Origin of the sequence: Pseudomonas sp. ATCC 43928, from assembly GCF_005938665.2 — a bacterium.
Classification (GTDB): Bacteria; Pseudomonadota; Gammaproteobacteria; order Pseudomonadales; family Pseudomonadaceae; genus Aquipseudomonas.
The window spans coordinates 4,743,902-4,757,454 of sequence record NZ_CP041753.1; the positions used below are offsets into that span (position 1 = coordinate 4,743,902).

A 13,553-nucleotide genomic window follows, 5' to 3' on the forward strand; every position below is an offset into this window, starting at 1 on the left:
TGCCTGCGAACTCTACCGATTTTGCTGACTCTCAAGCAGTAGACAAGGTTAAGCTGAAACCTGCCTGGCACCGCCAGTCTTTACCAATAGAAAGCGACCGATAAGAAGTGTGAATCATCATGGGTAGAGTCGTTGCTGCTGCGGTTTACAGCGCTGGTAAGAAAGTCACCAATATCACGCTTGACGAAGGTGCGGCCTGGGCTGCCAAGCCTGGCCACTTTGTGTGGATCGGCCTCGAAGAGCCCAATGCGCAGGAGCTGTTCAACCTGCAACGCCAGTTCAACCTGCACGAACTGGCCATCGAAGACGCCCTGGAAAAACACAGTCGACCGAAGCTGGAAACCTTCGGCGATGCGCTGTTCATCGTCACGTATTCACCGATCCGCCATGAAGGCAAATTGCAGTTCATCGAGACGCATATCTTCGCCGGCAAGGGTTACATCATTACCGCGCGCAATGGTCACTCGGCGTCCTACGCCCATGTCCGACAACGCTGTGAGGCACGTCCGCTGTTGCTGGAGCATGGGGAAGATTTCGTACTCTATGCCATCCTCGATTTCGTGATCGAAAACTACCAGCCGATGGGCGAAGCGATTCATGCCGAGATCGATGAGCTGGAAAGCAATGTCCTCTGCGGTTCGCTGAACGAGCGCGATATCCAGAAACTCCACGGCCTGCGTCGTGATGTATTGCGCTTGCGCCGGTTTGCGGCGCCGATGGTGGAGATCGGTGAGGAACTGCAAAAGCTGAGTTTTCCATTTATCGACAAAAACATGCGCCCGTATTTCCGCGATGTGCAGATTCATGTCACGCGGCAGATGGAAGACCTGACGACCCTGGCGGACATTGCCAGCCAGACCATCGAGGTCGGGGTGTTGCTGGAGGCGTCGCGCCAGAGCGTGGTGCAGCGCAAATTTGCGGCGTGGGCGGCGATTCTGGCGTTTCCGACGGCGATAGCGGGGATTTACGGGATGAACTTCCAGGACATGCCAGAGTTGACTTGGCATTACGGGTATTTCGCGGTGCTGGGGTTTATCACCGTTGGATGCGTCGGTTTGTGGGCGAGCTTCAAAAAGTCTGGGTGGTTGTAGTCGGAACCGAGGCGTCTGCAAAATTCGCGGACAGCCTCGCTCCTACAGGGTTATCCGGAGCGAGGCTTGTCCACGAAGCTTTTAAGGCTTAACCGAGTCAGTCTCAGGCTTGTGCGCCACAAACCGCATCATCCACTCTGCAACGGTAGTGCCGTGATGCTCGTGTTCAAGACTCGCCATACCTTGCGAATAAATCTGCTCGCCCAACGCCTCCTGGCGGATATCCAGCAGCGCCCGTGAGTAATCGTGAATGAACTCCGGATGCCCCTGGAAGCACAGCACCTGATCGTTGATGTGGTACGCGGCGAACGGACAGAAGTCGCTCGAGGCAATCACTGTAGCGTTTTCCGGCAGCGCGGTGACCTGATCCTGGTGACTGATCAGCAACGTCAGCTCTTCCCTCACCGGGCTCATCCACGGCGCCTTGGCCGCGAGTTTGTATTTGTGGGTGCCGACGCCCCAGCCCTGGGTCGCCCGCTCGCTCTTGCCGCCCAACAGCAGCGCCAACAGTTGATGACCGAAGCACACGCCCAACAGTTTGTCGCCACGTTCGTAGCGCTTGAGCAGATACGTCTTGAGGGTTTGAATCCACGGGTCGGTGCCGAAGGAATCGGCCTTGCTGCCGGTGACCAGATACGCATCGAAGGTCTGATCATCGCTGGGATATTCGCCCTGCATCACGTTGTACACGCTGAATTCGGCCGCGATGGGTTGCTGCGAAAACAGACGCTGGAACATCTGCCCGTAACCCTGATATTGATCGACCAGTTCCGGACGCAGGATGTCGGTTTCCAGAATGCAGATGCGTAACGACATAAAAAATACCTGACACATGGTGGGAATAATGCACACCCCAGAGCCTGCCTTGAAACACGGTGGCAAGGCAAGCCCCGGAAGGCGTCATCGGTCCCTTGGAACGTCCCCTTAGAACAGCGCGTCCTTGGCGGCTTTCTCCAGCAACAGCGCAGGCGGCGTGAAGCGTTCGCCATATTGCTCAGCCAGGTACTGGGCGCGGGCGACGAAGTCTTTCACGCCGTACTGGTTGATGAATTGCAGCGCACCGCCGGTCCAGGCCGCGAAGCCGATGCCGAAGATCGAGCCGACGTTGGCATCCGCCGTCGAGGTCAGCACGCCCTCCTCTACACAACGCACGGTTTCGATGGCCTGGATGAACAGCAAGCGATCGCGCACGTCTTTCGGCGAAATCTGCCCGTCGGCTTTCTCGAAGCGGGTTTTCAGCTCCGGCCACAAATGTTTCTGCCCGGCGGCCGGGTAATCGTAGAAACCACCTCCAGCGGCCTTGCCCGGACGCTTGAATTCCTTGAGCAACAAGTCAATCACGGCGAACGCCGGGTGCTCAATCAGTGGTTTCCCTTCCGCTTGCAGGTCTTTGGCGGTTTGCTGGCGGATATGGCTCATGAGGCTGAGGGAAACTTCGTCGGAGATCGCCAGAGGCCCGACAGGCATGCCGGCCTTGCGCGCTTCGGTTTCGATCATCGGCGCGCTCACCCCTTCGCCGAGCATCGCGATGCCTTCGTTGGTGAAGGTGCCGAACACACGCGACGTGAAAAAGCCACGACTGTCGTTCACCACAATCGGAGTTTTCTTGATTTGCAGGACGAAATCGAAACCGCGAGCCAGGGTTTCGTCGCTGGTATGGACGCCTTTGATGATTTCCACCAACGGCATTTTCTCCACGGGACTGAAGAAATGCAGGCCGATGAATTTGCTCTGGTCTGGCACGGCGGTGGCCAGGCCACTGATCGGCAACGTCGAGGTATTGGAGGCGATCACCGCGTCCGGGCCGACGACGGTTTGCGCTGCCGATGAGACCCTGGCTTTAAGCTCGCGATCTTCAAACACCGCTTCAATGATCAAATCGCAACCGGCCAGATCCGCATCGTTTTCGGTGGTATGGATCCGCGCCAGAATCGCCTCACGCTGCTCCCGGCTCATCTGACCACGGGCGACCTTCTTGTCCAACAACGCTGCCGAGTGGGCCTTGCCCTTCTCTGCCGCGGCGAGGTTGATGTCTTTGAGCACCACGTCGATACCGGCCGAGGCGCTGACAAACGCGATGCCCGCGCCCATCATCCCGGCGCCGAGCACGCCGACTTTCTTCGTCACGTAAGGCGCTATGCCCTGAGGTCGCGAACCGCCGGCATTGATCTCATTGAGCTGGAACCAAAAGGTGCCGATGAGGTTTTTCGACACCTGGCCCGTAGTCAGTTCGGTGAAATAGCGGGTTTCGATCAGGTGCGCGGTGTCGAAATCCACCTGAGCGCCCTCCACCGCGGCGCAGAGGATTTTCTCCGGCGCGGGCAGGCACCCCTGGGTTTTACTACGTAGGATCGACGGCGTGATGGCCAGCATCTGCATGACTTTCGGATCCGACGGCGTACCGCCAGGGATCTGATAACCCTTCACATCCCAACGCTGCACAGCAACCGGATGAGCAGCAATCCACGCCCGCGCCTTGGCCATCAGCTCATCGTGATCGACAGCCAACTCATCGATCAACCTCGCTTGCAGCGCCTGTTGCGGGCGGATTTTCTTGCCTTCCAGCAGATACGGCAGAGCTTTTTCGATGCCCAGCATGCGCACCATGCGCACCACCCCGCCACCGCCCGGCAACAGACCGAGGGTGACTTCCGGCAGGCCAAGCAGCACCGACGGGTTGTCGAGCGCCACACGGTGATGGCATGCCAGGCAGATTTCCCAACCGCCGCCGAGCGCCGCACCGTTAATGGCGGCAACCACCGGTTTACCGAGGGTTTCCAGGGTGCGCAACTGGCCCTTGAGGGTCAGCACCATGTTGTAAAAGGCTTGGGCTTCGGGCTTGCCGACCTTGATCAGTTCATTGAGGTCGCCACCGGCGAAGAAGGTTTTCTTGGCCGAGGTGATGATCACGCCGGCAATCGCATCCTTGTCGGCGACCAGGCGCTCGACACAAGTGGCCATGGCCTCGCGGTAGACCGCGTTCATGGTGTTGGCGCTCTGGCCCGGCATATCGATGGTCAGGACGACGATCCGGTCCTGGCCCTTTTCGTAACGAATGGCTTGGGTCATGGCAATTTTCCTTGAGTCGGATTTTCTTAAAGACAGGCTCAGAGGCGTTCGATGATGGTGGCAATGCCCATGCCGCCGCCGACACACAATGTCGCCAGGCCATAGCGCAGGCGCCGGGTTTCCAGTTCATCGAGCAGCGTGCCGAGAATCGCGCAACCGGTGGCGCCGAGCGGATGGCCCATGGCGATGGAGCCGCCGTTGACGTTGACCTTGTCCGGGTCGATGGCCATGTCCTTGATGAACTTCAACACGACCGAGGCGAACGCTTCATTGACTTCGAACAAGTCGATGTCTTCGACCCGCAGCCCGGCCTTGGCCAGTGCCTTGCGGGTGGCCGGCGCCGGGCCGGTGAGCATGATGGTCGGGTCGGTGCTGGTGACCGCCGTGGCGACGACCCGCGCCCGTGGTTGCAAGCCCAGCGCCCGGCCCTTCGCTTCGGAGCCGATCAGCATCAGCGCCGCGCCATCGACGATCCCGGAGCTGTTGCCCGGCGTGTGAACGTGGTTGATCCGCTCGACCTGGCTGTACACCCGCAATGCCGTGGCGTCGAAGCCCATTTGCCCGATCATTTCGAAACTCGGCTTGAGCTTGCCCAGGCCTTCCATCGTCGAATCGGCGCGAATGAACTCATCGTGATCAAGCAGGATGATGCCGTTCTGGTCCTGCACCGGCACCAGCGACTTGTTGAAGGAACCATTCGCCCGCGCCCGCGCCGCTTTCTGCTGCGAGTGCAACGCGAAGGCATCGACGTCCTGACGACTGAAACCTTCGATTGTCGCGATCAGGTCAGCACCCACGCCCTGGGGTGTGAAATGGCTGTGCAAGTTGGTTTCCGGGTCCAGCGCCCAGGCCCCGCCGTCGCTGCCCATGGCCACGCGGGACATCGACTCGACGCCACCGACCACCACCAGATCTTCGAAGCCGGAACGCACTTTCATCGCGCCCAGGTTCACTGCTTCCAGCCCCGACGCGCAGAAGCGATTGAGTTGCACACCCGCCACGCTGACGTCCCAATCGGCCACTTGTGTGGCGGTCTTGGCAATGTCGGCGCCCTGATCACCGATAGGCGTCACGCAGCCAAGCACCACGTCGTCGACCTGACTGGTGTCCAGGGAGGTGCGCTGCTGCAACGCCGTCAACAGCCCGGCCACCAGGTTCACTGGCTTGACGCTGTGCAAGGCGCCATTGGCCTTGCCTTTGCCACGGGGCGTGCGTAACGCGTCAAATATCAAAGCTTGGGTCATGGCGTTCTCGAACCTGAGGGTGATCTCTATACCCTCACCTTATGCCGAGCAGCCGTGGATTCAATGACCCCAGCGCTCATTGGCGTTGACGGTCACGCTCAGACGAACGGTAGTCAGCTATCGGATTAATCGATTCGTGTCACCAAGCTGTCTAGCCAACGGGCGCCCAAGAAGATGGCCATAGGCCTCATGTCTTTTTGGCAGTGGTCAGCGCTAAGTCCATACGAAATGGATCTAAGCCAAGCGTGACGCGGGCCCTAATGTAAACCTGTACGAAGTTGTCGTCGGGTTTTGCCGAGGCTCTCGTCCTACAGGAAGTGCAGCGCTCTGCCGTCATGGAGATATGCAGGCAGGCAACCAGGAAATAACAAAAAAGGCGGTCAAGCCATGTTCAAACATTCGAAAGTACGTCAAGCCGGGCTCATTCTATTTGCTACTACGCTGTTGTTGATTTTGCCGAACCTGACCAAGGTGCTTGGCTGATCGAGCAGCGGGGGTTTTCATTTCGCCTGATAAAAATGTGACTGGCTCGCTATCCGGGCCGGCGTGGCTGTGCCAACCTTTGCGGCACTTCCACGACATGGACGACGATCACTTGAAAGCGCTCATTTTGTTTGGGGCCTTGCTGCTCAGCACGCCTCTGTCTGCCGCGCAGCTGAATCTTGAGCTGGGCGCGAGCCCTCGCACCTGGCAGACCGAGGAATTGCTCAAGCATCCTCAGGCTCAGACCATCACGATCACTAACGACGTTTCCTACAAACGGGACATGAGCTATCGCGCCGTGCCGTTGGCGGCGTTGTTGACGGGCATCAAGCCTGACGACCACTTGCAAGCCGTGGCCCTGGACGGTTTTGCCGCCGAACTGGCCGCCGCGCCGTTGCTCAATACCCAGGGCGCGCGGGCCTGGCTGGCGATTGAAGACCCGGCCAAGCCGTGGCCGCCGCTGTCCGAGGGCAAGCCCAGTGCCGGGCCGTTCTATCTGGTCTGGACCGATCCACAGGCGGGCAATATCAGTCCCGAGCAATGGCCGTTCGAAGTGGCGAGCATCAAGCGCATGGCCCCGGTGGCTGAGCGCTTCCCTGCCCTGTTACCCGATCCTGCGCTGAAGGCGGACCATCCGGTGAACAAGGGCTTTGCGCTGTTTCAGAAGAACTGCCTGGCCTGTCATCGACTCAATGGCGCGGGGGACGCGCAGTTCGGGCCGGACCTGAATATTCCGTTCAACCCGACCGAGTATTTCGGCGCAGACTTCCTCAAGCGTTACATCCGTGACCCGCAGACCTTGCGCCAGTGGCCGCAGGCGAAGATGCCCGGGTTCTCACCGACGGTGTTGCCGGAGGGGGATCTGGAGTTGTTGGTGGGGTATTTGAAACACATGGCGGGACGCAAGGTGTCTTCGGCCAAGTAAACATCCACCTGTGGCGAGGGAGCTCGCTCCCGCTGGGGCGCGAAGCGGCCCTCAAATCAGGCGACGCGATCCGTCAGGCAAACCGCATTCGCCGGGTTTGCGACTGCTGCGCAGCCGAGCGGGAGCAAGCTCCCTCGCCACAATGAATGACTGCTACTGCTGTTGGACGGAGATCACCGGCGCAGGCGTCGGCGCGACCAACACCTTGGCATGCATCTGCTCATACCCACCGCCACGGCGCATACCGCGCACCGGGCAGGCGTCGAGGTAGTCCAAGCCCACGGCCAGTTTCAAGTGACGTTCAGGCCGGGCCAGTTCGTTGGTTACATCGAAGCTATACCAGGCGTCATTCAGCCAGGCTTCCGCCCAGGCGTGACTGGCCAAGTGTTCGCTGTTCTCGCTGTACAGATACCCCGACACATAACGCGAGGGAATGCCCAGGCTGCGGGCGCAGGCGAGAAACGCATGGGTATGGTCCTGGCAGACCCCGGAACGCCCGGCGAAAGCTTGCGCGGCGCTGGTCTCCACTTCGGTGGCACCTGGCGTGTAGGTCATGTGCTGGTTCAGGCCATGCATCAAATCGATCAGCGCCGTGCGATCCCGCCGTTGCTTGCACGCCTTCTCGGCAAACGCGCGCAGGGCTTCGTCGGCTTCGGTCAGCCGGGTGAAACGCAGGAACGGCAGCGCCGACTGACTCTCGTGCTCGGCTTCGCGCAGCTCGTCGATGTCGACCTGGCCACGGGCGCCGATGATGATCGCTTCATGCGGCTCATCCAGGGTCAACACATGCAGGATGTTGCCGAACGGATCGAGTTGCGCGCGCACCGGGCGCGGCAGGTCGAGTTGCCAGCTCAGCACGTGCTGGCGCTCGCTGTCGTGGGGTGTCAGTCGCAGGTACTGGATGCTCGCCCGCACCTGATCTTCGTAGTGATAGGCGGTCTCGTGGCTAATGGAAAGTCTCATGCAGCCTCCAGATAGGAACTGTGTATGGCATTGCCCAACTGGCGCACCAGCGGGATGAACTCGGTCAGCCAGGTGTGCAGGCCTTCGTCGAGGATTTCGTTGATACCGGTGTAGCGCAGGCGCGCGTCCATTTCCGCCGCCAGGCGTTGTGCGGGACGGCCGTTGGCCCCCGGTAGTTGAGCGAGAATCTGATCGACCTCTTCGGTGCAGGCTCGCAGGGATCGCGGCACATCGGCGCGCAGCAATAATAGCTCGGCCACATGCCGGGCGCCGGGGGCGTCGCGGTAGATTTCGGTGTAGGCCTCGAACGATGACAAGGCCCGCAACAAGGCGCTCCATTGGTAATAGGCGTGGGCCGTACCGTCACTGACTGCTTCGGCTTGATCGCCGGCCATTTCGTAACGGGCATCTAGCAGGCGCAAGGTGTTGTCGGCCCTTTCGATAAAGGTGCCCAGACGAATGAAGCGGAACGCGTCGTTACGCATGATCGTGCCGTAGCAAGCGCCGCGGAACAGGTGGGAACGTTCCTTGATCCACTCACAGAAACGGCTCATGCCGTAGCGACTCAAGCCCTGCTCGGCGATCCCGCGAATTTCCAGCCAGGTGGCGTTGATGTTTTCCCACATGTCGGCGGTGATTCGCCCACGCACCGCATGGGCGCTGGCTCGCGCGGCACCGAGGCAGCTGTAGATGCTCGCCGGGTTGGCCGCGTCCAGGGCGAAAAAATGCAGCAGCCGTTCGGCATGCAGATCGCCGTGGCGCGCGAGGTAATCGTCCAGGGTGCCGGTGATCAGCAACGGCATGGCCAGTTCGTGCAAGCCGTCACCACGACCGTCCTGGGGCATCAGCGACAGCGAATAACTGACGTCGAGCATCCGCGCGAGGTTTTCCGCCCGCTCCAGGTAACGCGACATCCAATACAGATCCGAGGCAGTTCTACTTAACATGGCAGGCTTCCTTCAATCCTCGACCACCCAGGTGTCCTTGGTTCCGCCGCCCTGGGACGAGTTCACCACCAGGGAACCTTCACGCAAGGCGACTCGGGTCAAACCGCCGGGCACAACCCGGGTTTCGCGGCCAGACAATACAAACGGACGCAGGTCGATGTGGCGCGGTGCGATGCCGTTTTCGACAAAGGTCGGACAGGTCGACAACGACAACGTCGGTTGCGCGATGTACGCGTGGGGCTTGGCTTTGATCCGTTCACGGAAAGACTCGATCTCCGCTGCCGTCGCCGCCGGCCCCACCAGCATTCCGTAACCGCCGGAGCCTTGGGTTTCCTTGACCACCAGCTCCGGAAGGTTGGCCAGCACGTGGGACAGTTCAGAAGGATTACGACACTGCCACGTCGGCACGTTCTTCAGGATCGGCTCTTCATCGAGGTAGAAACGAATCATGTCCGTGACGAAGGGATACACCGACTTGTCGTCCGCGACCCCGGTGCCGATGGCATTCGCCAGCACCACATTGCCGGAGCGGTAGGACGACAGCAGCCCTGGAACGCCAAGCATCGAATCGGGGTTGAACGCCAGCGGATCGAGGAAAGCATCGTCGAGGCGACGGTAGATCACGTCGACCGCTTTCGGCCCGTCCGTGGTGCGCATGAACACCTTGTCGTCGCGCACGAACAGGTCGGCGCCTTCCACCAGTTCAACGCCCATTTCCCGAGCGAGGAACGCATGCTCGAAAAACGCACTGTTGAAACGCCCCGGCGTCAGCACCACCACGCTCGGGTTGTCGATCGGGCTGGAGCTTTTCAGAGTGTCGAGCAGCAGGTTCGGGTAGTGGTCGATCGGTGCGATGCGCTGGGCCGCGAACAACTCGGGGAACAGGCGCATCATCATCTTGCGGTCTTCGAGCATGTAGCTCACGCCGCTGGGGGTACGCAGGTTGTCTTCGAGCACGTAGTACGTGCCGTCGCCATCGCGTACCAGGTCGACGCCGGAAATGTGCGAATAGATATCGCGGTGCAGATCCAGCCCTTGCATCGCCAACTGGTATTGCTCGTTGGCCAGCACTTGTTCGGCCGGGATGATGCCGGCCTTGATGATGCGCTGCTCGTGATAGAGGTCGGCAAGGAACATGTTCAATGCCTTGACCCGCTGAATGCAGCCGCGTTCGACGACCCGCCATTCACTGGCGGGGATGCTGCGGGGAATGGTGTCGAAGGGAATCAGGCGCTCTGTCCCCTGCTCATCACCATAGAGCGTGAAGGTAATCCCGGCACGATGAAATAACAGATCGGCCTCGCGTCGCCGTTGTGCCAAAAGCTCGTCAGGCGTTTCGGCCAGCCAACGGGCAAACTCCCGATAATGCGGACGGACCTGGCCGCCGGCATCGTACATTTCATCAAAAAAGGTGCGGATCATGCCGTACTCCTTGTCACACGGACATCCAGGCCTTCGCAAGGCCCGTGCCATAGGCAGAAACGCTTTGATATCAATCAGTTGGATAATGTCGCTGCGCGCACCGCACCAATCCTGTGCGGTAAATGCCCCACCCTGATCGCCCCCGCTTCATGGCGAAGCAATGCTGTCGCCTATCAGCAGCATAGTCAGAGTTGATTTCACTGCTCGGGAGGGAGATGCGGATAATCCGTACATTCGCTGGAAAACTGATCGCTCTTCCCTTTAGCCGCCTGTTCAGGTGGCTTTTTTTTGTCCGTTTGAAATGTGGCGAAATAAAAAGATCGAAACAAAAACGGCCAACCCAAAGGTCAGCCGTTACTAAGTGTCACTGTTCATAAGCTTATGCGAGTAGCCCTCGTATCTCCTGTTTGACGCCCCATCCCTCGATGATGCCACCCAGAGGCTCGACCACCGCCTCGAAGTCCTGCTCGAAGTCGCCGATCCCGTCGTAGGTGGCGTACATCACTTTGCTCAGTTCCAGCGACCACGCGCCGTCGTCACGCGCGCTGATCTGGGCATTCAAGGATTCACCACAAAAATGACCTGCCGCCCTGCGTGCCCGCTCCTCGTCCGGGAAAATGGCGTAGAACTCGATGGGATGGAATCGTGAAAAATCGAAACCGCCTTCTTTCATGCGGCGCAGCACGCTGCTGCTGATGTCTTCTTGATAGGCTGTGCTCATGAAACGTCCCCCTCAGACTGATGGATAGACTTTCCGTATTCCCTGCACTTTCGATGCGGCAACAGAGGTTGCCGCCGGGAAACAAGCATGTAGCTGACAAGACCAGACCTTAGCGAGTCACTCGCTGATCTCGGTTGCAGAGTAGCCTCAAGATAGAGCCGCTGCCAAGACCTGGTGGTGAATGTGACAGGAGGTGTATCAAATAGGAGTAATACTGAGGATTTCAATGCTGTGCTGGGATTTCAGACTTTTGACGGTCGGATCATCGGTACGACCCTCCAGATCATTGAGGTCCAGTTTCGCAGCCACCGGCAGTCGCCGGTCGCGAATGAGTTGGGCGGCTTGCTCGTTGCTCGGGCACTCCTCGCACTCGAAGAGTTCGTCGACTGATTCACCGTGTTCATCCACGAAAGTGATTTTCCACTTTTGCATCGGTGCCTCCTCGGTAAAACCCATGGATGGGCTTACATCTATCTCGACTCGTGCATTGGCCGATCGTTCCAAGGGATCCCAAAAGCGAGACATGAAAAAAGGCCGTCACCCGCGTGTTCACACACCGGCGACGGCCTTTCTTATCGACGAAGCATCAGTCGTTGCTAGGTTTGTTCACCGCTTGCAGCACGTACTGCGGCAACGCGAAGGCACCAATATGGATTTCCGGGTTGTAGTAGCGGGTGATGATGCCGCTGCCGGCGAAGCGCTGTTGCAGGATTTCGCGGGACAATTTGCGATAAGCGGTATCGGTCGCGCCCCAGGCGAAGGTCATTGCGCCGCCGATGTAGGTCGGCACAGCCGCCTGATAGAAGTGCCAGTCCGGGAACAGGCTGCGCAGGCGACCGGCGGTGGTTTTGACTTCTTCGATTTGCATGAACGGGGTGCCGTTCTGGGTCACCAGAATGCCGCCTTCGTTCAGGCAGCGGTGGCAAGCCTGGTAGAAGTTTTCGGAGAACAGCACTTCGCCCGGACCGATCGGGTCGGTGGAGTCGGAAATGATCACGTCGAACTTTTCGGTGGTGGTGGCGACGAAACGCATGCCGTCGTCGATCACCAGGTTCAGGCGTGGATCATCGAACGCACCCTTGGAGTGGTTCGGCAGGAATTCCTTGCACATGTCGACCACGGTGCCGTCGATTTCGACCATGGTGATGTGTTCGACGCTGCGGTGCTTGGCCACTTCACGCAGCATGCCGCCGTCGCCACCACCGATGATCAGCACGCGCTTGGCGGTGCCATGGGCGAGGATCGGCACGTGGGTGAGCATTTCGTGGTAGATGAATTCGTCGGCTTCGGTGGTCTGGATTACGCCATCCAGCGCCATCACCCGGCCCATGCGCGGGTTTTCGAAGATCACCAGGTGCTGGTGTTCGGTGCGCACTTCGTGCAGCAGTTTTTCCATGCGAAAACGCTGGCCATAGCCTTCGTAGAGGGTTTCCAGGTACTCGCTGGTTGGGGTATTGCTCATGGGAAGTGCTCCGATGAATGCGGGTGGCAACGGACGGTTACCCGCCCATGATGGCCAATCGATCGCCTCGATTGACCGGGAAAGGCGCGCATTCTACGTCGCGGAACATGACAGGTCGAACCTCACGTGATGACTCGACCCAATCCCTGTGAGAGCAGGCTGCCCGCGACAGGATCACCGCGGTGTAGCTGACAGACCTTAGCGCCTGTGTCGTGGGCAAGCCACGCTCCCACAAGTCCGGTGTTGCTTGTGCAAAACCGGTCAGATCCGCACATCGCCTCTTGGCCCGGCGATGGCCCAGATGATCAGGCCCAGCACCGGCAGCAGCAGGATCAACAGCACCCAAAGGACTTTCATCCCGGTTTCGGCGCCACTTTTAAGCACGTTGATGATGGCCCAGATATCCAGGGCAAAAATAATCAGGCCGATCAGGGTGTTGAACGTGGAACCCATGGTGTCGCTCCAAAAAAATGGTAGGCACTCTTAGGATAGTCGGGCCTGGCGAGGGTTCCGTTTTATTACCGTTGTAGACGGCTTCAGACGTGGATGGCCACTTTCAGGGCTTCCAGGGAGGGCGCGGCGGCGATGCCGACTTCGGCGCACAACTCCAGCACCCGTGGCACGTCGTTGCCATAGACCAGCACCACTTGCAGTTCGTCGTCGAGCAACTGGCTGAAATTCATCAAGGTGTAGCCACCGTTTTCCTTGTTCAGGCTGCTCATCTGCACCTGAATGCGATTGAGTGCCGTCAGGGCTTCGGTTTTGGCCAGTTGCTTGGGCTTGATGTTGAACTCAACGCCGGGGCCGAACGAGGCGACGATCTGCGCGAACAGGTCCATGTAGGTGTCGGCCTGGAACAACACGGTTTCCGGCAGACTGCCGACGACAACCCACTCGCCCAACGGGATCGGAAAGGTGTCGTCGTAGTTGATATCTGGATTGGCCGCCAGAAAAGCCTCGGGATCGGCGTAGGCCTGAGCCGCTTCGTCAGCGATTTTCAGGATTTCGTCCTCGCCCATGCACCCGGAGCTGATTTTGCTGATGAGTTCGACGAGTGCGGCTTTCATGAGGTGGATCCTGTAGCGAGGGAATTTTGAGGGCGCGAAGGATAACGCATTCGGAAACGGATTGCGGGACCTGGCAGGAACCTGTGGCGAGGGGGCTTGCCCCCGTTCGGCTGCGAAGCAGTCGTAAATCCGGTGAATGTGGTCTATCTGAATGACCGC

The 13,553-nt window shown here is 59.4% G+C and carries 13 protein-coding genes; 2 read left to right on the forward strand and 11 right to left on the reverse strand.

The features are described 5' to 3' along the window. Positions 1-119: 119 nt before the first annotated feature. Positions 120-1,091: a magnesium and cobalt transport protein CorA gene (locus FFH90_RS21515; RefSeq protein WP_019579723.1), complete on the forward strand. Its 972-nt coding sequence runs from the start codon at positions 120-122 to the stop codon at positions 1,089-1,091. Positions 1,092-1,172: 81 nt separating this feature from the next. On the opposite strand, the gene FFH90_RS21520 is transcribed toward FFH90_RS21515, so the two are convergent. From FFH90_RS21520 to FFH90_RS21530, 3 genes are all read right to left on the reverse strand, one after another. After that, positions 1,173-1,907 carry an amidotransferase gene (locus tag FFH90_RS21520; protein WP_111454656.1) on the reverse strand — a complete coding sequence of 245 codons (735 nt, stop codon included), beginning with the start codon at positions 1,905-1,907 and terminating at the stop codon, positions 1,173-1,175. 108 nt (positions 1,908-2,015) lie between these two features. Next, positions 2,016-4,160, reverse strand: coding sequence for a 3-hydroxyacyl-CoA dehydrogenase NAD-binding domain-containing protein (locus FFH90_RS21525; RefSeq protein ID WP_138866063.1), 2,145 nt, complete (start codon positions 4,158-4,160; stop codon positions 2,016-2,018). A gap of 38 nt (positions 4,161-4,198) precedes the next feature. Further along, positions 4,199-5,404, reverse strand: a complete 1,206-nt coding sequence (locus FFH90_RS21530; protein ID WP_019648234.1) for an acetyl-CoA C-acetyltransferase — start codon at positions 5,402-5,404, stop codon at positions 4,199-4,201. Between the two features lie 580 nt (positions 5,405-5,984). On the opposite strand from FFH90_RS21530, the gene FFH90_RS21535 reads away from it, so the two are divergent. Then, positions 5,985-6,812, forward strand: coding sequence for a cytochrome c (locus FFH90_RS21535; RefSeq protein ID WP_138866805.1), 828 nt, complete (start codon positions 5,985-5,987; stop codon positions 6,810-6,812). A 153-nt stretch (positions 6,813-6,965) separates the two neighbouring features. Here the strand turns inward: FFH90_RS21535 and FFH90_RS21540 are convergent, their stop codons facing one another. The 8 genes from FFH90_RS21540 to FFH90_RS21575 all read right to left on the reverse strand — a co-directional run bounded on the left by FFH90_RS21540 (position 6,966) and on the right by FFH90_RS21575 (position 13,394). Then, on the reverse strand, positions 6,966-7,775 hold the full coding sequence (locus tag FFH90_RS21540) for a transglutaminase family protein (RefSeq protein ID WP_138866064.1): 810 nt from the start codon (positions 7,773-7,775) through the stop codon (positions 6,966-6,968). Then, complete coding sequence (locus FFH90_RS21545) at positions 7,772-8,722, reverse strand: alpha-E domain-containing protein (RefSeq protein ID WP_138866065.1); 951 nt, start codon at positions 8,720-8,722, stop codon at positions 7,772-7,774. The genes FFH90_RS21540 and FFH90_RS21545 overlap by 4 nt, the downstream gene beginning before the upstream one ends. A gap of 12 nt (positions 8,723-8,734) precedes the next feature. Next, positions 8,735-10,144 (reverse strand): circularly permuted type 2 ATP-grasp protein, encoded by a 1,410-nt coding sequence (locus FFH90_RS21550; protein ID WP_018925211.1) that lies wholly within the window; start codon positions 10,142-10,144, stop codon positions 8,735-8,737. A gap of 379 nt (positions 10,145-10,523) precedes the next feature. Beyond that, a complete protein-coding gene (locus FFH90_RS21555; RefSeq protein WP_018925210.1) occupies positions 10,524-10,865 on the reverse strand; it encodes a ribonuclease E inhibitor RraB in 342 nt (113 codons plus the stop codon). 198 nt (positions 10,866-11,063) lie between these two features. Next, on the reverse strand, positions 11,064-11,297 hold the full coding sequence (locus FFH90_RS21560) for a hypothetical protein (protein WP_018925209.1): 234 nt from the start codon (positions 11,295-11,297) through the stop codon (positions 11,064-11,066). 154 nt (positions 11,298-11,451) lie between these two features. Continuing rightward, on the reverse strand, positions 11,452-12,327 hold the full coding sequence (gene speE, locus FFH90_RS21565; RefSeq protein ID WP_019579716.1) for a polyamine aminopropyltransferase: 876 nt from the start codon (positions 12,325-12,327) through the stop codon (positions 11,452-11,454). A gap of 261 nt (positions 12,328-12,588) precedes the next feature. Next, on the reverse strand, positions 12,589-12,780 hold the full coding sequence (locus FFH90_RS21570; protein ID WP_007940802.1) for a PLDc N-terminal domain-containing protein: 192 nt from the start codon (positions 12,778-12,780) through the stop codon (positions 12,589-12,591). 83 nt (positions 12,781-12,863) lie between these two features. Continuing rightward, positions 12,864-13,394, reverse strand: coding sequence for a hypothetical protein (locus tag FFH90_RS21575; protein ID WP_007940803.1), 531 nt, complete (start codon positions 13,392-13,394; stop codon positions 12,864-12,866). Between the last annotated feature and the right edge of the window lie 159 nt (positions 13,395-13,553).

What these genes read in the sequence shown, in the direction of transcription:
- FFH90_RS21555 (WP_018925210.1), bottom strand. Translation starts at nt 10,865, where the DNA reads ATGAGCACAGCCTATCAAGAAGACATCAGCAGCAGCGTGCTGCGCCGC.
- FFH90_RS21550 (WP_018925211.1), bottom strand. Translation starts at nt 10,144, where the DNA reads ATGATCCGCACCTTTTTTGATGAAATGTACGATGCCGGCGGCCAGGTC.
- FFH90_RS21520 (WP_111454656.1), bottom strand. Translation starts at nt 1,907, where the DNA reads ATGTCGTTACGCATCTGCATTCTGGAAACCGACATCCTGCGTCCGGAA.
- FFH90_RS21575 (WP_007940803.1), bottom strand. Translation starts at nt 13,394, where the DNA reads ATGAAAGCCGCACTCGTCGAACTCATCAGCAAAATCAGCTCCGGGTGC.
- FFH90_RS21570 (WP_007940802.1), bottom strand. Translation starts at nt 12,780, where the DNA reads ATGGGTTCCACGTTCAACACCCTGATCGGCCTGATTATTTTTGCCCTG.
- FFH90_RS21515 (WP_019579723.1), top strand. Translation starts at nt 120, where the DNA reads ATGGGTAGAGTCGTTGCTGCTGCGGTTTACAGCGCTGGTAAGAAAGTC.
- speE (WP_019579716.1), bottom strand. Translation starts at nt 12,327, where the DNA reads ATGAGCAATACCCCAACCAGCGAGTACCTGGAAACCCTCTACGAAGGC.
- FFH90_RS21540 (WP_138866064.1), bottom strand. Translation starts at nt 7,775, where the DNA reads ATGAGACTTTCCATTAGCCACGAGACCGCCTATCACTACGAAGATCAG.
- FFH90_RS21560 (WP_018925209.1), bottom strand. Translation starts at nt 11,297, where the DNA reads ATGCAAAAGTGGAAAATCACTTTCGTGGATGAACACGGTGAATCAGTC.
- FFH90_RS21530 (WP_019648234.1), bottom strand. Translation starts at nt 5,404, where the DNA reads ATGACCCAAGCTTTGATATTTGACGCGTTACGCACGCCCCGTGGCAAA.
- FFH90_RS21545 (WP_138866065.1), bottom strand. Translation starts at nt 8,722, where the DNA reads ATGTTAAGTAGAACTGCCTCGGATCTGTATTGGATGTCGCGTTACCTG.
- FFH90_RS21525 (WP_138866063.1), bottom strand. Translation starts at nt 4,160, where the DNA reads ATGACCCAAGCCATTCGTTACGAAAAGGGCCAGGACCGGATCGTCGTC.
- FFH90_RS21535 (WP_138866805.1), top strand. Translation starts at nt 5,985, where the DNA reads ATGGACGACGATCACTTGAAAGCGCTCATTTTGTTTGGGGCCTTGCTG.